Below are 24596 nucleotides of genomic sequence, written 5' to 3' on the forward strand. Positions count from 1 at the left end.
CGGCGCAGCGCGACCCTTTGGGGCGCACAGGGGAACCCGTGCTACCGTTCCGCCGAGTTCCGGGCGGCTACCTCCGAACGAGGAACCCCGGCAGGCTCGCGCCTGGGGGGCCAGCCGTTCGCGAGGACACGGGGACCGGTCGAGCAGATGGATGTCACCTGCGAGCGTTGCAGCACCGAGTACGAGTTCGACGACGCGCTCGTGTCGGAGCGCGGCACGACGGTCAAGTGCACGAACTGCGGCTTCCAGTTCAAGGTCCGCCGCACCGACGGCGCGCTCCCCGAGAAGTGGGTGGTGCGCACGCTCGGCGGCCGGGAGCTCGAGTTCAAGATGCTCCGGGAGCTCCAGGCGGCGATCACCCAGGGCCAGATCACCCGCGACGATGTGATCTCGCGCGGCAACGCGAGGCCGCGGCGGCTCGGGTCGATCGCGGAGCTGGAGCCGTTCTTCAAGGGGCCGGGCGGCATCGTGATGGCCGGGACCGCGCTGGGCATCGGCGGGCCCTCGCCGTTCCCTGGCCGCTCGAGGTCGCTGACGCCTCCAGGGCTCGGCGGTCCGGCGCCGGCGCAGACCGAGGGCTCGGTCGCGATCCCGCTCCCGCGGGCGGAGAGCGACGCGGACGCCGCCCCCGAGTCCATCCACGACGCCGAGACGATCGTTCGGGACGTGCGGGAGGTCCAGTCGGGCAAGGAGCGCCCGTCGCCTCGCCGCGGGGCGCAGACCGCGGCCTACGATTCCGAGGCCAGCGCCCCCGCGCGGGTGATGACGAAGCCGAGCGCGCTGCCCGGGGTCGTGGTGCCGCCGGAAGAGGCGCCGCCGCTGCCGGACGGGCACCCCGCGCGCCGGCAGGAGCCGCGGACCCTTCGCGGCGCGGGGGTCGCCGAGGTGCGCCAGGGCAGCGTCAGGCCCGGGCCCGCGGACGCCGGCGGCGAAGGGCAGGGGCGCGCCGCCGGGGCTGTGCCGCTGCGGATCCCGAACAGCGTTTCCCCGGCACGCCTCGAGCGCGCCGTCGCGTCCGCCGACAGCCCGGGAGAAGAAGCCCCCGTGGCGCGGCGCGGGTCGCCGCGCGGGGCGAGCGAGGACCACGCGGCGCGGAGGGCAGCGACGTCGGGGTCGCCGACCGCAGCCGTGGAGCCCGAGGGGCGTCCCTCCTACGTCGACGAGGGGGACGGCGATGCCGGGATCACGTCGCTGCCCTCGAGGAGGACGGGGATCGCGCGGTGGGTCGTCGGCCTCATCGTCGTCGGCCTCATGGTGGTGAGCGCGGCGACCCTCGGGCCGAAGTACCTCAAGCCGGCGGCCGTCCAGACCCGGCCTGCGCCGAGCGACGATCGCGTCTCGGCGCTGCTCGCCGAGGGCGAGCGGAGCCTGGCCGAGGGGGATCCGGAGACGGCGAGGGACAAGCTCGTCAAGGCGAGCGCGCTCGCCGAGGACGACCCGCGCGTCGCGGCGGCGCTGGCCCGGGTCGAGACGGTGAACGCGGACGTGCGGTGGCTGCGGCTGCAGCTGCTCGCCGCAGGGGACGCGGATCTGGACACGGTGCGGCACGATCTCGACGTCGCGATCGAGCGCGCCCGCAAGGAGGTCGAGCACGCGCGGCGCGTCGCGCCGGCGAACGCCGAGGTGACGCGCGCGGCGATCGATCTGCTCCGCATGCAGGGCGATCTCGCCTCCGCACGGAAGCTCGTCGGCGCGATCTCGGCCGAGAGCGCGCAGCCGGAGAGCGCGCTGACGCTGGCCGCGCTCGATCTCGCGGAGGCTCATCCGAGCTGGGCCGCCGTCGTCGAGCGGCTCCGGACGGCGGCGAGCATCGAGCAGAGCCCCGGGCGAGCGCGGGCGCTGCTCGTCTATGCGCTCGCGAGGTCCGGCGATCTCGCGGCCGCGCGCGCCGAGAACGAGCGCCTGCTGGCGACGAGCCGGCCGCACCTGCTCGCGCGCCCGCTCCGGGCCTTCATCGACCGGCTCGAGAAGGCGCAGGGGGAGCCAGGCAGCGTCGCCGAGCCGGCGTCGAGCGCGCGCGCGGAGAGCCCGCGCGCGGGCGCTCCTCCGCCGAGCCCATCGACCGCGGCGAGCGCTCCTCCGCCGAGCCCGCCGGGGCGCGTTCGGCGCGGGCCGGAGCCGGAGCCGGACGATGGCCGCGTGCCCGACGACTACGTCGCCCCGGGCGGCGCCATCGATACGAGCGATCTCCCCGGCGTGCATCCGCCGCCGACCGCCACGCCCGGGGCGACGACGCCGCCGGTCGACACCTCGGATCTGCCTGGAATGAAGCATGAGTAAGCGCCGAGCTCGAGGGGTGCGATGGACCGGCGTCGGCGCCCTCGCCGTGGCGGCATCGATGGCAGGGTGCAGCGGGAGAGAGCGAGCGGCGCTGCCGGCGCCGCCCGCGGCGGGCCTCGACGAGCCGGCGGTCATCGAGATCGATCTCTCGCGCGGGCTCCCCGAGAGCGCGTCAGCGTCGCTGTTCGGCCCGCCGAGCGGCAGGACCCACGTGCAGCTCGTGCAGTCGTTGCGAGCGCTCTCCGGGGCCCCGAGCGCGAAGGGGTTCCTCGTGCGGCTCGGGAGCGCGCGCCTCGCGTTCGCGCGGGCCCACGAGATCGGCCGGATCCTCGGCGATGTCCGCGCGTCGGGGCGACCGGTCGTGTGCCACGCGGACGAGTACAACAACGCGACCATGCTGCTGGCGTCCATCGCGTGCAGCAAGCTCTGGCTCAGCCCTGCGGGGCAGGTCGACACGGTGGGGATCGCGGCGCAGCTGGTGTTCGCGAAGGGGCTCCTCGACAAGCTCAACGTGGACGTCGACTTCCTCCAGGTGGGGAAGTTCAAGGGCGCGAGCGAGCCGTTCACGCGGGAAGGGGCGAGCCCCGAGGCGCGCCGATCGCTCGAGTCCGCGCTCGGCGGGGTCCGTGAGGCGTGGCTCTCGGCCATCGTGGAGGGGCGCGGCAAGGAGGAGCTCCGGGAGGCCCTCGAGGACGGCCCGTTCGCTCCTGAGGAGGCGAAGGCGAGGGCGCTCGTGGACGAGATCGGCGATTTCGAGTCCGCGACCGAGGACGCGAAGAAGCTCGCCGGCACCGAGCGCTCCGTGCCGCGGTTCGGCGGCGCCCCGCGCGATACGAGCCTCTCCAGGAGCCTCGTGGACGTGTTCCGGTCGGTCTCCGGGGCGAGCTCGCTGGGGACGCCGCACGTGACGGTCGTCCCGGCGATCGGCGGCATCACCATGAGCGCAAAGGGGATGCCCATCGGCTCGTCGGACGGGATCGGCGAGCGCGAGCTCGGGCAAACGATCACGCGCCTCACCGAGGATCCGAGCGTGAAGGCGGTCGTGCTCCGGATCGACTCGCCCGGCGGATCGGCGCTGGCCTCGGATCTGCTCTGGCAGAAGCTGATGCGGCTGCGGCAGAAGAAGCCGCTGGTCGTCTCGATCGGCGGGATGGCCGCGAGCGGCGGCTACTACCTCGCCTGCGCTGGCACCAAGATCGTCGCCGAGCGGACGAGCATCATCGGCTCGATAGGCGTCGTGGGCGGCAAGTTCGCCGTCGGGAAGGCGCTTGCGGACATCGGGATCAACGCAGAGACGGTCGCCGCCAACCCGGATCCTCAGCGGGCAGCGCGCGCCGCGTACATGTCGGCGCTCACACCCTGGGACGAGCCCACACGCGCCCGCGTGCTCGCCTCCATGGAGGCGGTTTACGATCTGTTCCTGAAGCGCATCACGGCCGGACGGAACCTCCCGCTGGAGACGATCGCGCCGTCGGCGGAGGGGCGCATCTTCGGCGGGGTCGAGGCCGCAGGGCGCTCGCTCGTCGATGAGCTCGGCGGCCTGGAGCGCGCGATCGCGCTCGCGCGCGAGCTGGCGGAGCTGCCGGCGGATGCGCCGGTCGAGATCGAGCAGGACGAGGGCGGGCTGCTGGAGCTCCTGGCGACCGGCGACGAAGCCAGCGAGGGCAGCGCGCGGGCTCCCGACCGCGCAGCGCTCAGGGAGCGCGCGCGGGAGGCGATGGCTTCCGTCCTCCTGCCGGAGTGGCTCGGCGTCGCGCCGGAGGTGGGGACATTCGCCGCCTCCATGGCGCCTCTCCTGGCCGGAGAGAGGGCGCTCACGGTGTTACCGTTCGCGGTGACGCTCCGGTAAAGCGCGAGATTGCACCTGAAGATTGGCCTTGTACCTCGGTCGTTCTGGTAGGCTGAGCGGGTTCAGCACACCCGAAGCGGGTCGCCGAAATGAGCTCTTCACCTCCGGATCGGGCAGCATCAGCGTCGGGCGCGAGGAGGTCGCTGCATTCACCGGAGCTGATGGAGCCTGCCGGGCCCGCCTCTGCGGGGCAGCTGGTCCTCGCAGGGGCCCGCGTGATCGCGCCGGTGTCGCGCCACCGCGGCCCGCGGGCTGAAGAGGCCTACTGGCGCGCGCGGGTGGACGAGCGCCGCGCGGCCGGCGACGTGCAAGGGGAGCGCGAGGCAGCCCTCGCCCTCGCGAGGACCCTCGCCGCGCGCGGCGTCGAGCTGGACCAGGCGGCGGTGCTCGCCCGCCGGGCGCTCTCGCTGGGCGACGATCCGGCGATGAGGAGCGAGCTCGCCGGCTGGCTGGCCGGGCTGGGCGAGCCAGCCCTCGCCGCGGCGGCGCTGCGCGGCCTCCGCGACGACGCGCAGCCGCCCGCCGCGACGGCGCGGATGCTGGTGAAGATCGCCGTGCTCCTCGCGCGCGCCAGCGACGTCGCGGGCGCTGTCGACGCGCTCGAAGAGGCGAGCGAGCTCGCCCCGGACGACGCGATGGCGAGCGAGCTGCTCGGCACGATCGCGGCCTGGGCGTCGGACGAGGTGTTCCCCGCGGCCGCGGCGAAGGCGTACCTGGAGGCGGCCAAGCGGCGCGAAGCCGCGCGGGAGCGGGAGGCGGCGTTCGAGGATCGCCTGCGCGCCTTCGAGATCGCGCCTCACGACGACATGGCGGCCAAAGCCATGGCGGCCGCGCTGTTCTTGCGCAGCCGGCAGGGCGCGGCCGACGAGGTGCTCCGGACGCACGCCGACGCGCTCGCGGCGCGGGCGGCTCGCGGCGAGGGCGAGGCCTCTGGCCCCGCCGCCCTGCGACGCGCGATGGAGGTGCACGGCCACCGGCTCCAGGGCGCGACGAACGAGGGCGACTGGGCGCGCGCGGTCGGGTGCGTGCTCGACGCGGGCCTCGACGGGGCGATCGACGGCGACGCCGCCCGCGCGATCGACGAGGTGCTCGAGCAGGCGGGGCTCTACGAGCTCGTGGCCGCGCGGATCGAGCTCAGGGCGGAGCAGCGGGTCGGGGCGTCGAGGTCCGAGGCGTACGTGGCGCTCGCGCGGCTCCATGCTGGCCCGCTCGCGAGCCCCGATCGCGCCGTGGAGGCCTGGATCGAGGCCGCGGCGAGCGACTCCGGCAGCGCCGCCGCGCGCTCCGCGCTGCGCGACCACGCGGCGACCCTGCACGACATGGCGCCCCTCGTCGAGGCGCTCATCCGCATCGGCGAGGGCTCGGACGCGAGGGCGACGGAGGACGCAGCGGGGCGGATCGACGCGCTCTCGGAGCTCGCGCGCCTCGCGGAAGAGAAGATCGGCGACCCCGGCCTCGCGCGCTGGGCGCTCGAGACGCTGAGAGACGTCGGCGGCGACCCGAAGCACGCCGAGGCAGGGCTCCAGCGGATCGCCGATCGGCTCAAGGGGCAGGACGAGGCGCTCTCGGCGGCGCAGCGCGCGCTCCGCGGCGCGGACACCGCCGAGGGGCGGATCGACGCGCTCCGCCGGCTCGTCGTGATCTACCGCGGCCGCCCGAAGGAGCGCGCGGCCTACGAGGAGGCGCTCGTGGGGCTCTCGCGGGCGCTGCCGGCCGACCGCGGCTGCCTGCTGGCGCTCGATCGGCTGAGCCGGCGAACCGGGGGCGGCGCCGCGCTCGACGCCCTGCTCCGCGCGCGGCTGGCCGAGGCGATGCGGGCGCCCTCCGAGGCCGAGGGCGCGCGCTCCGCGAGGTCCGAGGCGATCCGCGCGTCCTTGCTGACGCGGGTCGAGCTGGTGCGCGCCAGGCTCCTCCTGTCGGCGATCGCGCGGCGGCAAGGCCAGGACGCCCGCGCCCTCGACGAGGTGTTGCCGCTGCTCGGCGAGGCCCCGGGGCACCGCGGCGCGGCGAGCGCTGCGCTCGTGCTGGCCACGCGGACCGGGCGCCTGCGGGAGCGCGCCGATGCGCTCGTGCAGCTCGCCGCGCCGGTCTGGCCGGCGCTGCGCGCGGTGCTGCTCTCGATCGCGGCGGCGCTCTACCAGCGGACGCAGCGGGCGCTCTCGCGCGAGGTCGCGCTGCTCGCCTGCGAGGCCGATCCGTCGTCCGCGCGCGCCGTGGCCACGCTCGCCTCCATCCTCACGGCAGATCTCGCCGCCGCCGCGGAGGCCGGCGAGGCGCCTCCGTTCGAGGTCGACAGGGCGGTGGCGGCCGCGATCGAGCGCTCCATCACCACGGTGTTCCCGCGCGGCGCGCTCTGCGACGGCCTCGCGAGGGCGCTGGAGGCGCTGGGCGAGCTGCCGCTCGCGCTCGCGTGGACCCAGCGCTGGCTCGCGCTGCGGCCAGGGTGCCCCCAGGCGACCGCGGAGCTCATCCGCCGCGCCGCGGCCGCCGGCGACGCGGCCCGGCTCTCGGACGCGCTCGCGTGGATCCTGGCGCAGCCCAAGCCGCTCGGCGAGATGGCGGCCGCGCTGGCGAGCGCGCTGCACGCCCTCTACGACCTCGATCCCGAGCGCGGCACGGCGCTCGCGAGGCGCTCGCTCGACGTCTTCGGACCGCAGAACCCGCTCTTGCGCGAGCGGCTGCTGGAGCTCGCGCGCCGGGCGGGCGACCCTCACCTCGCCGTGACCGTGCTCGAGCGGTGGCTGGCCGTCGAGATGACGGCGTCGCACGCCCCCGAGCTGATGTTCATGCTCGCCGATTGCCGGCTCGACGGCGGCGATCCGGACGGGGCGGCGCAGGAGCTCGCGCGCGCAGCCGCCGTGCAGGCGGATCCTCACGAGGTCCTCACGCGGGTCCAGCGCCTCGAGTCGTCGCTGCTCGACGCGAAGGGGCTCAGCTCCGACGGCGCCATCGCGCTGGCCGAGGCGAAGGCCCGGGCGTTCGCCGCGCGGGGCGCCGACACGGCGGGAGAGGCCGCGGCAGCGTGGCGTGAGCTCGGCAGCCTGCGCTGGGACCTGGCGGAGGATCACCGGGGCGCCGAGGAGGCGTTCTTCCGCGCGAGCGAGCTCGCGCCGAGCGGCGGGACCGAGCGTTACGCGCGGGACATGTGCGAGTTCGCGGGTGTCGAGGCGGCGATCGACGCGCTCGTCGCGCGCTCCGCGGAGGCCCGGGGCGAGGGGGGAGCGCAGCCCGCCGCGGACGAGAACGGTTGGTCGGGCGACGTCGGGCCCGAGCGACGCAGGCGCGCCAACCTGCTGATCGAGGCCGCCAACCTCGCGCACGAGCACGGCCTGCCCGAGCGCGCTCTCTCCGCGGCGGCGAGCGCGATCGAGCTCGATCCCCTCCGCGCCGACGCCGTCGCGCTGGTCGAGAAATCGGCGGACGCCGACGGCGGCATCGTCGTCCTCGACAAGACCTACCGGCTGCTCGCCGACGCGGCCCTCGGCTGCTACGGGCGCCGCGCCGCCCATTACCGGGCGGCGCGGCAGCTGGAGCGGCGCGGCGCGTTCGAGCTCGCGCTCGCGCACGCCGTGGCCAGCTTCGAGGCGGTCCCCACCGAGGGCACCTCGTACGTGCTGCTCGCTCGGCTCGCCGAGCACGTCGGCGAGCCGTCGGACGCCGTGCGCGCGCTCGAGCGGGTGGCGGCGACGGCCGATCCGGCGACGCGCAATGCCTGGTTGAAGCGCGCCGCGGCCCTCACGGGCCGCACGGAGGAGGGCCTCCGGCTGCGCCTCGACATCCTGCTCCGCGCGATGGTCGTGCGCCCGGATCCGGCGCTCGTCGAGGACGTCGGCGCGGCCATCCGCGATCTCGTCGCGTGCACGGGGCAGCCGGAGGTCGAGACCATCCGCTTCGACCGCGCGGTCAAGGCGAGCATCGCGAAGCTCGACGGCCCCGAGGGGGCCCGCGCGGGGCTCGCCATGGCGCGCATCGCCGTCGCCGTCCTCGACTCGCCCGCGCTCGCGCTCGCCGCGATCGAGCGCGCGATGCTCGCCGACGGCGACGTCGACGAGTTCCAGACGCTCCTCGACATCGTCGGCGAGCTCGCGCAGCAGACCGAGCCGGCGTCGCACCTCGTCGCGGCGGTGTACGCCGCAGCGATGAGGCCGCACTCGAGCGTCGGTCCCAGCCTGCTCAGGTGGGCGAGCAAGCTCGCGGGCGCCTTGAACGTGCCGCCGGTCGCGGCGGCGCTGCTCGTGGAGGCGGCCCGGCGCGCGCCGGAGGACGACGCGCTCGCGTACGAGGCGGAGGCGGCCGTCGAGGCCAGCGGGGACGAGGCGCTGAAGCGCTCGCTGGACGATGCCTTGCCGGTCGCGCGGCGCCTCGAGGCGCTGCTGCACCTCGCCGACAAGCACGAGCGCGAGGGCCAGCGCGCCGAGGCCACCGTCGCCCTGGAGCGGGCGCTCGCCGGCGGCCAGCTCCTGGGCGAGGTGCGCACCGAGGTCGTCACCCGGCTGCGCCGGCTGTACGCGGCCGAGCGTCGCGGCGCCGATCTCGAGGCGCTCGTCCAGTCCGAGCTCGCGCGCATCGACCTGCCGGATGACGTCCGCCTCGGGTTGACGCGCGAGCTCGCCGGCATCCTCGCCGCCGGCGGCGATCTCGATGGCGCGGTGGAGCTCCTCCTCGAAGCCGCGCAGAAGACGCCGTTCGACGAGGCGCACATCGACGAGCTCATCCAGCTCGCGCGGAGCACCGACGATAGCCAGCGGCTCTTCGACGTGCTCACGCGCCTCCAGGGCATCCTGACCGGCGACGAGGAGCGGCTGCTCGTGCTTCGCGAGCTCGCGCCGCTGGCCCAGGAGCTCGGCGATCGCGGCGCCGCGGTGGCGCTCTACGAGGCGATCGCCCGGCTGGATCTCACCGACATGCACGCCGTCGAGATCGTCGAGCAGGACGCGAGCGACCGCGGCGATCACGCCGCGGTCGCCGCCCTCCTCGCGCGGCGCATCGAGGTGGCTCCGCTGCCGGACACGCGGCGCGCGCTGCGGCTCCGGCGGGCCGCCCTGCTCGAGCAGCGCCTCGGCCTGCTCGACGAGGCGTGCGCCGAGCTGGAGGCCCTGCTCGCGGCGTCGCCCGACGACGTGAGCGCGCTGAGGTTCCTCGCGGACATCCACGAGCGGCTCGGGACGCCGCTCCGCGCCGCCCCGCTCTGGTGCAGGCTGGGCGATCTCGCGACGACCACCGACGAGCGGGCCGAGTACAGCCTCCGCGCGTGCAGCAGCTACCTCGGCGGCGGGGATGTCGAGTCGGCGAAGGACACGCTGGAGAGCGTCGCTCGCATCGCGCCGCGGGAGGCCGTGATCGAGCTCCGCGTCGAGATCGCCCGCCGGGAGGGGGACGGCCACGCGCTCGCCGCGGCGCTCGATCAGCTCGCCAGCGCGTCGCGCGACGCGCCGGAGCGGCGCGCGCAGCTGCTGGTCGAGGCGGCGCGCGCCACCTCGACGCTCGGGGACGACGCGACGGCGCTCGAGCGCGCTCGCCGCGCCGTGAAGCTCGCCCCGGAGTCGCCCGACGCCGTCCTCGAGGCGCGCCGCATCGAGTATCGCCTGCGCGGGACCGGGACGCCGCGCGACGCGCAGGCCGCGGTGGAGGAGCTCGGCCGCATCGCGCCGCGCCTGCGCCCGGCGCACGTCGACCTGCACGCGTTCCTGCTCGCCGAGACGCTCGACGTCATCCAGGGCCACGGCGCCGGCATGCGGGAGCTGACCCGGCGCCACGCCGAGGTCGGCCCGAGCACGCTGGTCGCGCTCGGCATGGCGGAGCGCCTGGCCCTGAAGCGGAACTTCTCTGCCGCCCTCCCGCTGTTCGATCGCGCGCTCGGCGGCGATCTCCAGGGCATGCGCGCGCGCGGTCGGGTCGCGCTAGCCGCCGCCGAGAACGCTCAGAACGCCGGCGATCTCGAGGCGGCCGCGCGCCTGCTCGAGGAGGCCGCGGCGGAGCCGGAGACGCGCACGCTCGCGCTGCGCCGCCAGCTGGAGCTCACGGCTGCGCGAGGCGAGCCCGAGGCCGCCCGGAAGGCGCTCGAGGAGCTCGCCGCGCAGAGCTCGGGGATCGATCGCGCGCGCGCGCTGATGCAGCTCGCGCGTCTGCACGCGTCGAGCGACCCGGATCGCGCGGCGAAGATCCTCTTGCAGGCCACGGTGCTCGCGGGCACGGATCGCTCGCTGGGGCTGAAGATCGCCGAGCTGAACGCCGAGCTGGCCAGCGAGCGGGCGACCCTACCTCCCGAGGAAGTGCCCCAGGCCACGACCCTCCGCGCAGGCGCCGCGGAGCCGGCCCAGGCGGCACCAGAAGCGCCGCCCAGCGTTGCGTCGGCAGCGAGCGGCGCTGGGCCTGCGAGCAGCCGGGCGCCATCGAGCGGCGTCGGGCCCGCGAGCAGCCGGGCGCCGTCGAGCGGCGTCGGGCCCGCGAGCAGCCGGGCACCGTCGAGCGGCGCTGGGCCTGCGAGCAGCCGGGCACCGTCGAGCGGCGCTGGGCCCGCGAGCAGCCGGGCACCGTCGAGCGGCGTCGGGCCCGCGAGCAGCCGGGCGCCGTCGAGCAGCGCTGGGCCCGCGAGCAGCCGCGCGCCGTCGAGCGGCGTCGGGCCTGCGAGCAGCCGCGCGCCGTCCAGCGGCGCGCCGGCCTCGAGTAACCCGCACATCGATCTCGTCGAGCTCAACGACCCGCTCGACGAGGGGTTGATCGCCGACGACCCGTCTCAATCCACCTCTGCCGAGCTTTCGGACGACGATCTGCTCGATGGGACGGCGAGCACCGCGGCCTCGCCGGGGCCGCCACCGAGCGCTGCGCCAGGTCCCGCGGAGAGCAACGCCGCGCGCGGCGGCGCCGCGTCGGGCCGCTCCAGCGTCGGCGCGCCGCACGCCGGGCCCCCGGTCTCCGCCCCGGCGTCGATCCAGCCGCCCTCCTCCGCGACGCGGCTCGTGGCCGCGTGGTCGCCGTCCGCCGCCGAGAGCTTCGAGGAAGCCGCGCTCTTCCGCGAGCTCGCCGCGGGCTCGTTCGACGCTGGCGAGCGGCTCATCAAGAGCTTCGCTCCGCGCGACGATCGCTCTCGGGAGGCGCTGGCGGTCCGACGGATGCAGGCCCACCTGCGCCTCGGCGACCGGAGCACCCTGGAGCGCCTCCAGGCGGCCGCGATCGCCGACAAGAACATGACCTACGCCCGCGCCATCGAGCACGTGCTGCGCGCCTTCGACGGTGACGAGCCGTCCGATCGGCCCGGCGAGGGCGTCGTCACGCCGCCGCCCCTCGCCGCGCAGCGCGACGCGCCGGAGCTCGTGAGCGCGCTGCTCTTCCGCGATCTGGACTCGCCGGTCAACGAAGCGCTCGCGATCGTCTGGGAGACGGGCCTCTATCGCCGCGACGCAGGCCAGTCCGGGCTCGTCCCCTCCGAGCGGATCCAGCCGACATCGCCCACCCTCCTCGGGGAGATCTACGGCGTCATGGCCGCTCACCTCGGCCTCTTGCGCACCGCGCTCTTCCACCAGCGCGCTCCCTTGCCTGCTCCGTCGTCGCCGGAGGGGCAGGTCATCCGGGTCAACCCGCCGGCCGTGCTGCTGCGTGGCGAGGTCCGCGAGGACACCCCCGAGCTGCGTTACCTGCTCGGCGCTCAGCTCGCTGGCGCCATGCCCGACCATGTCCTGGTGAACACCAGCTCGGAGGATGAGCTCCGCACGCTGCTCTCTGCCATCGTCGCCGCGTTCGGTCCTCTGGAGGCCACCGCGCACAGCGCCCGCGGCAACCCGGCGGTGGTGCGGCTCGAGCAGAACCTCTGGCAGCTCATCCCGCCGCGCGCAGAGCGTCGACTCCGCGAGATCTGCGACAGCGCCGACAAGATCACCTACGAGGGGGCCGTCAAGACGACCCGCACCGCGATGCGCCGCGCTGGCCTCTTCGCCGCGGGCAACGTCGCCACGGCCGTGCGCGCGACCATCAAGGAGCGCGGCCTGGAGCTGGCGGTCCCGCTCTCCGACCCCGAAGGGCTCGCCGCGGCCTGCGCGTCGGTCCCCGAGATCGCCGATCTCGTACGCCTCGCGACGCGGATGGAGTACGCCGAAGCGCGATGGCAGCCAGGTACGGTGCCTTCACTCCGGCGGGTCGACACGGGAAGCTCGCGCTTCCGTGCAGGCACGTAGGCGTCGCGGCACCCACCGCGCGGACGTCGGTGGCGTCATGTTCCTTGCAGACCTCGCGCCCCCGCAGAGCCGACCGGAGCCCGATCGTATCCCGTCCCAACCGAGCTTCCCCGTGTGCATGTCCGTACTTCGCCCGGGTGCGATGATTGCGGGGTGGCCGCATCGGCGCATCCGTCTCGACGCGACAGCGCTGTCACAGCGCCGCCGCTGGTTGCGCGGCGCCCTGTCGAGCGGATGCACGCCCCACGCTGCCCGGAACGCCGTCTGTCGGTTGGCACGAACATCGCCTTCTCGCGCAGGTGTGATTTTCCCCTGCGCCTGCTCGGGTGCGGACCCGTTCGGGCTCCGCGCGTCGCTCTCATCAGCTCGGCGGCCATCGGTCGCCAGCGTCTCTGCGGACCCGCGGCGCTGTCCCGCCGCATCGCGCCGGGGGCGGCTCCTGCTCCGCGCTGCGCGCGCCGCGTCCTCGGCGAGGAGGGCACGGTGAGCTCGCGATCCGTCGTGTGCGCCGCCCTGCTCGCCTGCCTAACCTCGGTGGCCTGCGGCATTCCCCTCGAGATGGCGGACTCCGCCCCCATGAACGCCTGCGACAGGTCGGTCGAGTGCGGCCCTGGGGCGACCTGCGCCGATGTCAGCGGGCAACGCGCGTGCGTCTCGACCAGCGCGAACCTCGACGGGCTCATCCTCGAGATCCGGCCGCGCGCCTCGCCCGAGCTGGGCGCGGAGGTCTCCCATCTCCTCGCCATCGATGCAGCGAGCGGCTTCCCTCCTCACGACCCTGGCGGGCAGGTGCATTCCGTCGATCTCACGATCCCCATGCCCGCGCGCGTGGAGGCCACGGTGCGCCTCGGCGGCTCCTACTGCGAAGGCCTCACCGGCGGGCAGCTCCCCGTGACCGGCGGGCAGTTCCCTTTGAAGGTCGAGTTCCGGCGCATCGCGCCCATCCTGGGCCTGCCCACCCAGACCTACTCGACGCTCTCGGAGCCGAACGGCGAAGGCGGCCAGAGGTTCCAGATCGAGATCCCTGCAGGCGACTACCACATCTCGCTGACGCCGCAGGCGCGCGCCGATTGCCGCGACGACATCCCTCCGCCGATCTTCCTGCCGAACCAGGTGGTCCCCGAGCAGTGGACGCTCGGCATCAACGCCGAGGCGCCCTCCGTGCTCCAGGGGAGCTTGCAGGTGCCTGAGGGCGTGCGCGTCGACGGGTGGAAGCTCGATCTCGTCGACCCGGTGACCGGCAGCGTCCTCTCCCAGGTAGGCCTCCTCCAACAGGCCGAGCCCGACCCGCAGGCGACCGCGACGCAGGTCAAGTTCAGCCTGAAGTTCTACTGGGCCGACAAGGACAAGGACAGGAGCCCGCTCATCCGGCTGCGCCCGAAGGACGGCGAGCCGAGGCCCACGGTCTACTGGGATCTCGCTGCGCTCGCGCTCCAGGGTTCCACGGGGAACCTGGACCTGTCGCTCCTCCAGCTCGACGCGGCGGCGCGCCGCGTGGAAGGTCAGACGCTCGATGCGGCAGGCAACCCGGTGCTCTCCGCCGTCCGCATCCAGAGCGCCGTCATCGACAGGGCGCCCACCGCCGCCTACAAGCTGGACACCGAGACGGACGCGAACGGCCTCTTCCGTGCCGACCTCCCGCCAGGCGAGTACGTCCTCTTCGCGCAGCCGATCAACGACACCACCAAGGCGGCCGCCAAGCAGACGCTCAAGTTCGCCGCCAGCGACGACTGCTACTGCGGTCAGTCGGTCATCATCCCCGAGGCCGGGACGCTGACCGGCCGCGTCCAGGGGCCCATGGGCGAGCTGATGGACGGCGCCAGCGTGTTCGCGGTCCCGTCCCGTGGCCAGGTCACGGCGTACATCGGCCAGGTGCTGACGCCCGAGCCGCTGCTGCCCCGGCAGGCGTCCGGGGTCCTCCGTGACGGCACCTTCTCGATCGGCATCGACCCAGGGGAGTTCGACTTCTCGGTCCGCCCGATGCCCGGCTCCGCCTACCCCTGGCTCGTCCGGCCGCGTCTTGCGGTCTCCGCGATGGATGCCGCGGTCACGGACCTCGAGCTCGCCATGTCGTACCCGGCCGTGCTCCAGGGCGTCGTCCGCGACGCGTCGGGCGCCCGTCTCGGCGACGCCGCGGTCGTGGCCTGGCTGCCCGTCCAGAGCACGACCGCGCGGGATACGGCCGCGAGGGGCATCCAGATCGGCGAGACCCGGTCGGCGGCCGATGGCTCCTATGTGCTGCCGCTCCCCCCATCGATGTCCCGGTGAAGTCGGAGCGAAAAAGGGCGGTACCAGCTCAGCGCGGAGCGAGATAGGCTAACGCCCGTGGCGCAGCCGACGCGCGGTGGGACATCGGAGCCTTCAACCGAGGATGGCCTGACCCTCGCGCCTCCTCTACGCGGCGACCTGGGCCAGCGCGCCGACGAGGAGCGCGCGACCGGGACCTCGCTTCCGTCTGCGCAGGAGCTCGCGATCGCGCTGCACGAGGTCTCCAACGCGCTCACCGTCATCGTGGGTTGCATCGAGCGCGCGCAGGGCGAGCAAGGCCCCGAGCTGGGCCGTGCGCTCGGCGTCGCTGCCTCCCGCGCGCGCGACGCTCGCCGCCTGATCCGGCGAGCCATCGGCGCCGAGGGCGAGGGGCGTCCGGCGGGCGACGGCGAGGTGGCGTCGAGGCCGCTGGGCGAGCCGGCGCGCCTGATCGCCGACGTCATCGACGACGCCGTGACGGGGCTCGAGCCCGAGGCGCGGCGCTCCGCGATCGCGCTCCGCGCGGTGATCGAGCCCGCGATCGCGCGGACCGGCGTGAGCAACGGCGCTGCGGTCGTGCAGATCTTGACGAACCTGCTGCTCAACGCGGTGGCGCTGTCGCCCCGCGGCTCGTCCGTCCGTGTCGATGCCAGGCTCGAGGGCGCCGCGGTCGTCATCGGCGTCGCGGACCAGGGGCCCGGCGTCCCGCCGTCGCGCCGCGCGACGCTGCTGAGCTCGGGCGTCTCGACGCGGCCTGGCGGAGCGGGCATCGGTCTCCGCCACTCCGCAGCGCTGGCGAGCGCTGCCGGCGGCGGGCTCGCGCTCGTGCCTTCGGAGGAAGGCGCTCGCTTCGAGCTGCGCTGGCCCGTCGAGGACACTCCGCCTGCCGACGCCCCGCCCCGCGAAGCAGGCGCCGAGGAAGGGCCGCCCGTGCCGGTGCCGCGGAGCATGGCGTCGCCGTCGCAGCCGGGGACGGTCCTGGATGGCGTCAGGATCCTGGTGGTCGAGGACGACGACGCGGTGGTGGATCTGCTCGACACGGCGCTCACCGCGCGTGGCGCGAGCATCGTCAGCGTGCAGAGCGCGCTCGAGCTCCCGGGGGCCCTCGCCTCCGGGCCGTTCCAGGCTGCGCTGCTCGACATCTCGCCGATCCAGCAGGACGTCCTCGGCACCGTCTCCGCCGTGCGCAGGGCCAACCCGGACGTTCGGCTCGTGGTCATGTCCGGCAGCGCCGGCGCCGATCCTCTCCCCGCGAACTCCGGTGTGTCCTGGGTGCGCAAGCCGTTCGAGATCCGCGAGATCGTCGAGGCGCTCGTCCGCTGAAGGGCCCGCGGGAGGGTGCGCGCAGCGCTCGGTGCGGTGCGGTGCGGGCGTGCCCTTCTGGTGCGCGCCCCGGTCGCGCGGCCGCAGCCTGGGCAGCGGGCGATCGGCCAAGGCCGCGAGGCCGCCACGGCTGAGCAGCGCGGGCGCTGCGCCGTGTGACGACGTTGTGAGGATTAGCTTGACTTCCCCGGCCAGCTGGGTAGGTTCCGTCCCGCAACCGCACTCGCGAAGGTGGCGGAATTGGCAGACGCACTAGCTTGAGGTGCTAGCGGGTAACACCGTGGGGGTTCAAGTCCCCCCCTTCGCACTCCCTGTCTCTCTCTCGACGCATCGTTCTCCAATCCTTGTGCACACCTGGCTGAGTGGTTTCCCTCAGCGCGTGTGCGGTACCGGTGGCGCCGCCCCTGTGTCTTGACGGGGCCGCCCGGTTTCGGAGCTCGCGTCTGAACCTCGACGGCTCGCCCTGGCACCGCTGAGCGCTCGTCTGCGCCAGCTGGACGCGGGGCGATGCATGCGGGCAGCGCATGCCGCGTGGAGCGTGGCGCTCCGGGGGAGGCGTGCGACAGACCGCCTGTTCGGGGCGGATGTCACGCGAGTTCGCGCGGGGGATGCACATGAGAGCGCGCTGGAGAGGCCTCAGGGCTCCTCCGATCGGTTGGGCCGACGCGTCGTTTCGGCGGCTGCCCCCGAGGCTTCTCGCTGGCTGTCCGGCCCAGGCAATCCGCGCAGACTCGCTCGATACGGACGATGGGCCATGTCCCTATCGCGCTGGAGTCGACGCCAATCGATCCATCGGTTGTGCGCGCCAGGTGTCCGCGGCAAGGGGCTTCGAACGAGGATCCATGCCGTTCGTGGAGGGTCCACTCCGCATGTTCCAGAGTGCACCGTCCTGCCGGTCCTCTGCCGGCTGACCCATCGACAGGAAAGCTCGGCATGAATCGACCCTGGCTCGCCCTCGTTCTCTACGGGATCTACCTTGCGCTCGCGTTCGGATGGCGCTCGCTCAGGCAGCGCAGCGCGACAGGATCGGCGGGCTTCCGCGGCATCTCGGGGCCACCCGGGTCGCTGCCGTGGCTCGGCGGCGTGCTCTTCGTGATCGCGCTCGTCCTGGGAGCGCTGGCCCCCGTCGCGGAGCTCGCGGCCTGGATCGCTCCCCTCGCCGATCCAGGCCTGCCCCTCGTCGGCCTCGGCGCGGCCATGACGATCTCGGGGACGCTCGGCACGCTCTGGTCACAGGGCGCGATGGGCGCGTCCTGGCGCATCGGCGTCAGCGAGGCGGAGCGAACGGGCCTCGTGACCGGAGGCCCGTTCGCGGTGGTGCGGAACCCCGTCTTCAGCTTCATGATGCTGGCCGCGCTCGGGCTGCTGCTGATCCTCCCGAACACGGCCGCGCTCGCCTCGCTCGTCGCGCTGGTCATCGCGATCGAGCTGCAGGTGCGCCTGGTCGAGGAGCCGTACCTCCTGCGCACCCACGGCGGCGCGTACGCGGCCTACTGCGCGGAGGTCGGCCGCTTCCTGCCCGGGATCGGCCGAGGGGGCTCGCCGCCGTCGCCCTGACGCCCTTCAGCTCGCCAGGGGCAGCGAGAAGTGAATCGTCGTCCCCTGGCCCGGGGCGCTCTCGACCGCCATGGTCCCGTGGTGCGCCTCGACGATGCCCCGCGCGATGTAGAGGCCGAGCCCCGCCCCCGTGCGTGACTCCTGCGAGGCCTTCCAGTAGCGATCGAAGAGGTGCGGCTGGTGCTCGGGCGGGATGCCCGGGCCCGTATCGGCCACCGAGAAGCGCGCGCTGTCGGCGACCCGGCGGAGCGACACGCTCACGACGCCGCCCCTCGGCGTGAACTTCAGCGCGTTGCCGAGCAGGTTCGAGAAGACCTGGAGCACGCGATCTCGGTCGGCGAGGACCTCCAGGCCCGCGTCGAGCGGCCCCTGCATCACCCGGCAGCCCTTCGCCTCTGCGAGCGACGCGGCGGCGTCGAGCGCCTCGCGGACGAGCGTCCCGCCCCGCTCCACCCTCGGCGACACCACGAGCCGCCCCGCCTCGATGCGCGACGCGTCGAGCAGATCCTCGATGAGCCGCGTCATGCTCTGGATGCCGCGGTCCATGCGGTCGACGAGCTGGACGGCGTCGTCGTCGTCGCCGTCCTTCCGCAGGAGCAGATCGCTCCGCAGCAGCGACGCCGTGATCGCGATCGTGTTGAGCGGGTTCCGGAGATCGTGCGACACGATCGCCAGGAGGTCGTCCCGGGCGCGCGTCGCGGCCTGCGCCTCGTTGTAGAGCCGCGCGTTCTCCAGGGCGACGGAGGCCGACTGCGCGAGCTGGGTGAGCAGCACCTCGTCGCTCTCCACGAACGGGCCGTCGCGCCGATCGAGCAGCTGGATGCTCCCGATGCACTGGCCGTCCCGGCCGCGCAGCGGCGCCGCGAGGAGCGAGCGCGGGTGGAGCTCCGCCGGCGAGCGCGAGAGCACGTCGGCGCACGTCGGATCGCTCGCGATCTCGTCGCCCGTCAGCCGGACGCTGGTGCTCCTCCGCTCGATCAGGCCGAACGCGACCTCGCGGATGCCGTCGCGGTCCTCCCGCGCGGCGTACTCCTCCGACAGCGAGACGCCCGTCAAGGGCCGCTGCTCCACGCCCCGCGCCGCCAGCCGCGAGGCCGCGACGCCGGCGTCGAGCAGCGCGCGCGCCTCGTCGGTGGTGCGCTGGATCAGCTCGTTCAGCGAGAGCGACCGGTGGATGCGCAGCGTCGCCTCGGTGAGCTGCGCGAGCTGGTTCGCGTGGCGGGCGAGCGCCCTGCGCGCCTCCTCCTCGCGGCGCTCCGCCTCGCTCAGCCGCAGGACGTGGCGCAGGCTCTGCACCAGCCGCTCGGGCGTCAGCAGGTTCTTCGGCACGTAGTCCGCCGCGCCCCGCTTCATCAGATCGACCGCGAGCGACTCGTCGCCCTGCCCGGTCAGCATGATGAACGGCGCCGTGAGCTTCGCGTTGCGCGCCGCCTCGATCACCGCGAGCCCGTCGCCCCCGGGGAGGTAATAGTCGAGCAGCACGCAGTCGATCTGCTGCTCGTACAGCACCGCGAGCGCCGAATCGACGGAATCGGCCTCCCTGATCTCGGCGTCGACGCGGCCGCTCCGCAGCGCGCGCAAGATCGCGATCCGATCGACCGTGTCGTCGTCGACGACGAGGAGGCGAACCGACCTCGGGCTCAAGGCATCTCCACGAGCGTCCAGTACCGGTTCAGCGCCGTCATGAGCTCGACGAAGCTCAGGAACGTCACCGGCTTGAGCAGGTAGCCCGCGACGTTCAGATCGTACGCGTCCACCTTGTCCCGATCGTCGTTCGAGGTCGTCAGCACGACGACGGGCGTCGCCCGCAGCGAGACGTCGGCCCGGAGCTCGCGGAGGAACTCGATGCCGTTCATCCTGGGCATGTTCAGGTCGAGCAGGACGAGGCGCCGATCCCTGGGCACCTGGTTGCCGCGCAGCAGATCGAGCCCCTCCACGCCGTCGCCCGCCACCCAGAGCGGGTTCGTGATCTTGCCCCTCTCGAACGCCCTCCGGACGTTCATCACATCGACGGTGTCGTCCTCGACCAGGATAATATTCAGGATTTTACCGTCCATCCTCGTCCTCATGGAGGGGCAAGCGCCGGCCCGTTGATAGCATCATACGCAGCCCGCGCGCAGGGGCTACGGCGCTACGGCCAGCTACCACGCTTGCCCGCGCGGCCCACGAGGTGCGCCACCGCGGTCACCAGGCTGTTCGGCTCGATGGGCTTGGCCAGGTGCATCTGGAAGCCGGCGGCGATCGCCTGGCGGCGGTCCTCCATGCGCGTGTAGGCGGTGAGCGCCAGCGCCGGTATGCCGCTCGCGGGGACGTCGGCCCCCAGCGCGCGCAGCCGCCGCATCATCGCGTAACCGTCCTCGCCCGGCATGCCGATGTCGCTCACGAGCACGTCGAACTCGCCCATGTGGAGGGCCTCGAGCGCCGCTCCGGCTGAGGCCGCCTCGCTCACCGTCGCGCCGGCGCGCACGAAGATGATGCCGAGCAGCTCGCGGGCGTCGGTCTCGTCGTCGACCACGAGGACCCGGATGCCCTCGAGGACGCGCCGCGCCGCGCCCCCCTGCGCCTCGCCTCCCCGGCGCTGCGGGGACGGCGGCGCCGCGAGCGCCTCCGCGCGGATCGGCAGCCGCACCTGGAAGCGCGCGCCCTTGCCCTCTCCGTCGCTCTCGGCGTGCACGCTGCCGCCCTGCGCCTCCGCCAGGTGCCGCACGATGGCAAGGCCGAGCCCGAGCCCGCCGTGGGCCCGGGTCATCCCCCCGTCCGCCTGCCGGAACCGCTCGAAAAGGAACGGGAGGAAGCTCTTCGGGATGCCCTCGCCGTTGTCCTCCACCTCGACCTCGAGCGTCGCCTCGACGCGCCGGGCGAGGGCCCGCACGTGGCCCCCGGACGGCGTGAACTTCACCGCGTTCGTGAGCAGGTTCCACACGACCTGCTGGAGCCTCTCCGCGTCGCCGAGGAAGACGCCCACGTCGTCGGCGACGGAGATGTCGACCGCGACGCCCTTCGCCAGCGCCGCCGGGCGCACGAGGTCGAGCGCCGCGGCGAGCACCTGCCGCACGTCGACCGGATCGGTCCGGAGCTGCAGCTTCCCCGCGATGATCGTCGAGGCGTCGAGGACGTCCTCGATGAGCTGCGACTGCGCCTTCGCGTTGCGCTCGATCGTGGCGAGCCCCCGCTCGAGCGACTCGGCGTCCACCTCGCCCGTGCGGAGGATCCGCGCCCAGCCCAGGATCGACTGGAGCGGCGTCCTGAGCTCGTGCGACACCGTCGCGAGGAACTCGTCCTTGAGCCGGTTCAGCTGCTCGGCGTGCTGGCGCGCGCGCTGCTCCTGCTCGAGGAGCTGGGCGCGCTCGGCGTCGGTGCGCTTCTGCTCCGTGATGTCGTGGAACGAGATGCCGACGCCGTCGCCCAGCGCCACGGCGATGGCGCGGAACGTCCGCGGAGCGCCCTCGTGCGCGCAGAAGAGCTCGACCCTCGCGGGCTCCCCGGTCTCCACGACGCGCGCGTACGCGTCGAACGCGCTCGCGAGCGCGCTGCCAGGGACCTCGACCGAGAGCCGCTTGCCCTCCAGATCCTTGCCGCGACCCCCGACGATCGGCCCCGTGGCCGGGTTCACGTAGACCCACTCGAAGTCGGAGATCGCCCCGGACGCGTCGCGCACGCTGCGCAGCATCATGAACCCGTCGGGCGACGCCTCCTGCACGGTGCGGAACCTCGCCTCGCTCGCCCGCAGCGCCTGCTCGATCGACTTCCGCTCCGTGATGTCCGTCGCGGTGCAGGTGATGCCGATGATCTCGCCCGTGTCATCGCTCAGCGGCTCGATCGAGACGTCGATGTGCTGGGTGCGGCCGCCGGCGCGCACCGCGAGCTCGCGCCGCTGGCCGACGCCGCTGGCGAGCACGTCGCGCTTCGTCCTATCGAGCGACCTCGCGGCCTCCGGGTCCTCCAGCACCTCCCCGTCGGTCTTCCCGAGCACCTCGCGCTCGGACTTGCCGAACGAGTTGTGCATCCACGTGTAGCGCAGGTCCCGGTCCTGGGTGAACACCATGACCGGCGATCCACGGAGCGCCTTGCGGAAGCGCTCCTCGTTCACGCGGAGCGCCTGCTCCGCGCGCAGGCGCTGGGCCACGCTCTGCTGGAGCTCGAGCGCGAGCCGCTCCGCCTTCCGGCGCGCGCCGATCTGCTCGGTCACGTCGAACGCCGTCGCCATGACGCCCTCCACGGCGCCGCTCACGTCGTGCACCGGCTTGCACAGGACGTTGTACAGCCGCTCGACCGTCTCGCCGGTCCAGCGCGTGATCCGCACCGGGATCTCGCTCGCCACGCTCGGCTCGCCGCTCGCCAGGACGGCCTCGAGCTGCGCGTGCAGCGGCTGCCCGCGGAGCTCCGGGACCGCCTCGACGAGCGGCTTGCCGAGGAGATCGTCGCGGCCGACCATGCGGCAGAAGAGCGGGTTCGCGAGCTCGAACACGAGCGATGCGCCCTTGAGGAAGCAGATCGGCGCGGGCGCCTGAGCGAGCAGCGAGCCGCTCCTGCTCCGCTCGATCTCGGTGCGCCGGCGCTCGGTCTCGATCGCCTCCAGCTGGAGTCGGGTGTGCTCGCTTACCGCCTGGGCGATGCCCGCGTCCACGCGCTCGGAGAGCGCCTCGATCTGCCGCACATCCGGCGTGATCCCGGCCTCCTCCAGCTCGCGGAGGATGGATTGCCGGAGGACGCCGTACTCGCGGACCATCACGTGAAGGTCGAGCCCGTGCTCCCAGCGCATCTCGCCGTGCTCGCGCGCGGCTTCCTGGCTGCCGGCCGTCGATGCGCGCTGCTCCAGGCTGGCGGCCACCTCGTCGAGGAAGGTCGGCAGCGAGTTGATGATGAGCGGCTTCGGCATGTTGCGCACCGCCGCGCTTCGCTTGCGCAGCTCGCCCACGAACCGTTCGATGATGGCCTCGCGGCGGGTCCTGATGAGCGTGGGGAGCGGGATCGTCATGATCGGATCGTTCGCGGCGGGAGCCCGACCTCGGCAGACGTCGCCGTCAGGGCGCCTGCGCGGCGAGCGGCGAGCGACGGTGGGCGATCAGCGGCGCGGGTGGCATCGGCGAGCACGGTATCTTCGGAGAGCTGACCGGCCGCCACAAGGCGCGCTGACAGCGCGGCCCGCGCGGCCTTGGACGGCCGACCGCCGCTCTCTTGAGATAGCCGCGGCCGGCTCTCCGTCGACATCGATCTCGACACCGGCCTTGAGCTGCGCCTGATTTCCACCTCACCCGCACAAGCCCAGGCGCGAGCAAGCGTTGTGCCGAGACAGGCCAGCCGATGAACGACGTGATGCTCGGTGCGCGACGTCACGAGTGAGGCAATTTGCCGCAGCTACGCCGCCCGCCCGTGTCGTGCGGCGGCACCTGCCGCGAGCCGCCGGGGCGCCCGGACGCTCCGCGGCTCCGGCGAACTCGCGATGTCGCGGCACGTCGGCTGCAACGACGTAACGACGTAACGACGTAACCGCTGCAATCGCTGCAACAACGCAGCATCGAAGCGCTGGAACATCGATTCACCCAGTCATTCACCCAATGAGGAGGTTATCATGCTCAGTTGGAGTGTCGCGTTCTTCATCGTGGCGATCCTCGCTGCGATCCTCGGCTTCGGCGGCCTCGCGGCGAGCGCCGCCTCGGTGGCGAAGCTGCTCTTCGTCATCTTCCTCGTCCTGGCGGTCGTCTCCCTCGCGCTCGGCCGACGCGCCCCGACCTGACGCCATGCGCACCGCACGTGCCCGGAGGCCACGATCGGGGCGACATGCCTCGCCAGGCCGGGCGGTATCCATGGTTCCGCATGGCACGTCTGTCGCAATACGCAATACCGCGGGTCGACCCATCTATCGCGCCATGAGGCCCATCCCGGGCGGCGTCGACGGGGCGTCCGCGTCGCGCTGGGCTCGCGCCCGGACGCAAGGTCGCGCGTCGACCGCAGACCAGAGGAGATCATCATGCTGACCGTCCGAACATTCCTGCCTATCGCCATCGTCATGAGCGCCGTCGTGGGCTGCGAGTCTCCCACGGCGGACGCGCAAACCAAGGCCGAGCGCGCGCAGCGCGAGGCGCAGCAGAAGGCGGCGGAGGTCGCCACCGAGCTCGACAAGAAGGTCGCCGAGATCGACCGGCGGGCCGAGCGGGCGACCGACGACGCGCTCCGGGAGGCCGCGGAGAAGCTCAACAACGCCGCCGTCGAGGCCCAGGAGAAGACGGCAGAGGCCCAGGCGGAGCTGGCGAAGGCGCGCGAGGACGTGCGCGCGTCCACGTCGCGCAGGATCGAGGGCCTCGAGAAGGATGCCGTCGAGCTCCGCGAAAAGGCCGAGAAGAAGCTGCCCAAGGACGAGGTCGGCAGGCTGATGAAGGATGTGGAGGACAAGTCGGAGGCGGTCCGCAGGAGCCTGCGCGACCTCGACGCGGCGACCAGCGAGACCCTCGACCAGGTGAAACAAGGCGTCTACCAGCGCGTGGACGAGCTGGATCGCGCGATCCAGGCGGCGAAGCGGCGCGTCTGATGCAAGCCCGTTGGCCCGGGCCCAGCAAAGCTCGACACGAGGAGGATAGGATGGCGAATCAGAAGGCGACCCAGCACACCCCGTCGGCGGACATCGAGGGAGAGGGCAACCGCACGGCCGATCGGCGTTACCGAGAAGGGGTGGAGAAGTCGGTGAAGGCCGGCAAGATCAAGGAGCACGCCGAGGAGGCGGCCCGCGCGCTCGACGGCCCCGAGGCCGACGAGCTGCGCGAAGCCGAGGAGGCGGCCCGGCGAGGTCAACCCAGCTGAGCCGGGTGAGCAGCCATGATCCGCGAGCTTCGATGCAAAGCCTGTGGCCGCCGGTACGTCTTCGTGTCGACGGCGGCCACGCCCTGCCGGGCCTGCGGCTCGGCCCTCGACGAGGTGGAGCTCGAGCGCGGCGTTTACGAGCTCGTCGCGAACGACGCGCGGAGCGCCGCCTCGCCCGCTCCGTCGAGCCCGGCGGACACCATGGTCCCCGAGGATCTCGGCTACGGCGAGTCCCACGGATACGGACCCGCGCACGGCGGCCCGACCGGCCCCGGCGACGCGCCCGCGACCGGCCCCTGATCCACCGAGCTCGCCCCGCGCTTCGCGCAGGGCGCCGCGGGTGCTCTCGCAGAGCGCCTGTGGTGGCCGCG

Annotated in this window: 13 protein-coding genes and 1 tRNA gene; 11 read left to right on the forward strand and 3 right to left on the reverse strand. The window is 73.7% G+C overall.

The window, feature by feature from the left end; all coding sequences use genetic code 11:
* Positions 1-147 precede the first annotated feature (147 nt).
* From WMF19_RS49320 to WMF19_RS49350, 7 genes are all read left to right on the forward strand, one after another.
* Positions 148-2280, forward strand: coding sequence for a zinc-ribbon domain-containing protein (locus WMF19_RS49320; RefSeq protein WP_437896712.1), 2133 nt, complete (start codon positions 148-150; stop codon positions 2278-2280).
* Positions 2273-4129: a S49 family peptidase gene (locus WMF19_RS49325; protein ID WP_437896713.1), complete on the forward strand. Its 1857-nt coding sequence runs from the start codon at positions 2273-2275 to the stop codon at positions 4127-4129. The genes WMF19_RS49320 and WMF19_RS49325 overlap by 8 nt, the downstream gene beginning before the upstream one ends.
* Positions 4130-4290: 161 nt before the next feature.
* On the forward strand, positions 4291-12300 hold the full coding sequence (locus WMF19_RS49330) for a hypothetical protein (RefSeq protein WP_437896714.1): 8010 nt from the start codon (positions 4291-4293) through the stop codon (positions 12298-12300).
* Between the two features lie 483 nt (positions 12301-12783).
* Positions 12784-14568 (forward strand): carboxypeptidase-like regulatory domain-containing protein, encoded by a 1785-nt coding sequence (locus tag WMF19_RS49335; protein ID WP_437896715.1) that lies wholly within the window; start codon positions 12784-12786, stop codon positions 14566-14568.
* Positions 14569-14625: 57 nt separating this feature from the next.
* Positions 14626-15870 carry an ATP-binding protein gene (locus WMF19_RS49340; RefSeq protein ID WP_437896716.1) on the forward strand — a complete coding sequence of 415 codons (1245 nt, stop codon included), beginning with the start codon at positions 14626-14628 and terminating at the stop codon, positions 15868-15870.
* A gap of 225 nt (positions 15871-16095) precedes the next feature.
* Positions 16096-16177 (forward strand) — tRNA-Leu (locus tag WMF19_RS49345).
* A gap of 626 nt (positions 16178-16803) precedes the next feature.
* A complete protein-coding gene (locus tag WMF19_RS49350) occupies positions 16804-17427 on the forward strand; it encodes a methyltransferase family protein (RefSeq protein WP_437896717.1) in 624 nt (207 codons plus the stop codon).
* A gap of 6 nt (positions 17428-17433) precedes the next feature.
* Here WMF19_RS49350 and WMF19_RS49355 read toward each other — a convergent pair whose 3' ends face one another.
* From WMF19_RS49355 to WMF19_RS49365, 3 genes are all read right to left on the reverse strand, one after another.
* Positions 17434-19071 (reverse strand): ATP-binding protein, encoded by a 1638-nt coding sequence (locus WMF19_RS49355; protein WP_437896718.1) that lies wholly within the window; start codon positions 19069-19071, stop codon positions 17434-17436.
* Entirely contained in the window at positions 19068-19484 is a 417-nt protein-coding gene (locus WMF19_RS49360) for a response regulator (RefSeq protein WP_272096434.1), read from the reverse strand. The genes WMF19_RS49355 and WMF19_RS49360 overlap by 4 nt, the downstream gene beginning before the upstream one ends.
* Before the next feature lie 74 nt (positions 19485-19558).
* Positions 19559-22405: a PAS domain-containing hybrid sensor histidine kinase/response regulator gene (locus tag WMF19_RS49365; RefSeq protein ID WP_437896719.1), complete on the reverse strand. Its 2847-nt coding sequence runs from the start codon at positions 22403-22405 to the stop codon at positions 19559-19561.
* Between the two features lie 594 nt (positions 22406-22999).
* Here WMF19_RS49365 and WMF19_RS49370 point away from each other — a divergent pair.
* The 4 genes from WMF19_RS49370 (at position 23000) to WMF19_RS49385 (ending at position 24525) form a co-directional block, all read left to right on the forward strand.
* Complete coding sequence (locus WMF19_RS49370; protein WP_272096436.1) at positions 23000-23164, forward strand: DUF1328 domain-containing protein; 165 nt, start codon at positions 23000-23002, stop codon at positions 23162-23164.
* Between the two features lie 234 nt (positions 23165-23398).
* A complete protein-coding gene (locus WMF19_RS49375) occupies positions 23399-23956 on the forward strand; it encodes a hypothetical protein (RefSeq protein ID WP_437326361.1) in 558 nt (185 codons plus the stop codon).
* Positions 23957-24006: 50 nt separating this feature from the next.
* The gene (locus WMF19_RS49380; RefSeq protein ID WP_437896720.1) at positions 24007-24225 is read left to right on the forward strand and encodes a hypothetical protein; all 219 of its coding nucleotides are present in this window, start codon (positions 24007-24009) and stop codon (positions 24223-24225) included.
* 15 nt (positions 24226-24240) lie between these two features.
* Complete coding sequence (locus WMF19_RS49385; protein WP_272096439.1) at positions 24241-24525, forward strand: hypothetical protein; 285 nt, start codon at positions 24241-24243, stop codon at positions 24523-24525.
* Positions 24526-24596 lie beyond the last annotated feature (71 nt).

It is taken from the genome of Sorangium sp. So ce124 (genome assembly GCF_051525235.1).
In the GTDB taxonomy this organism is placed as follows: Bacteria; Myxococcota_A; Polyangia; order Polyangiales; family Polyangiaceae; genus Sorangium; species Sorangium atrum.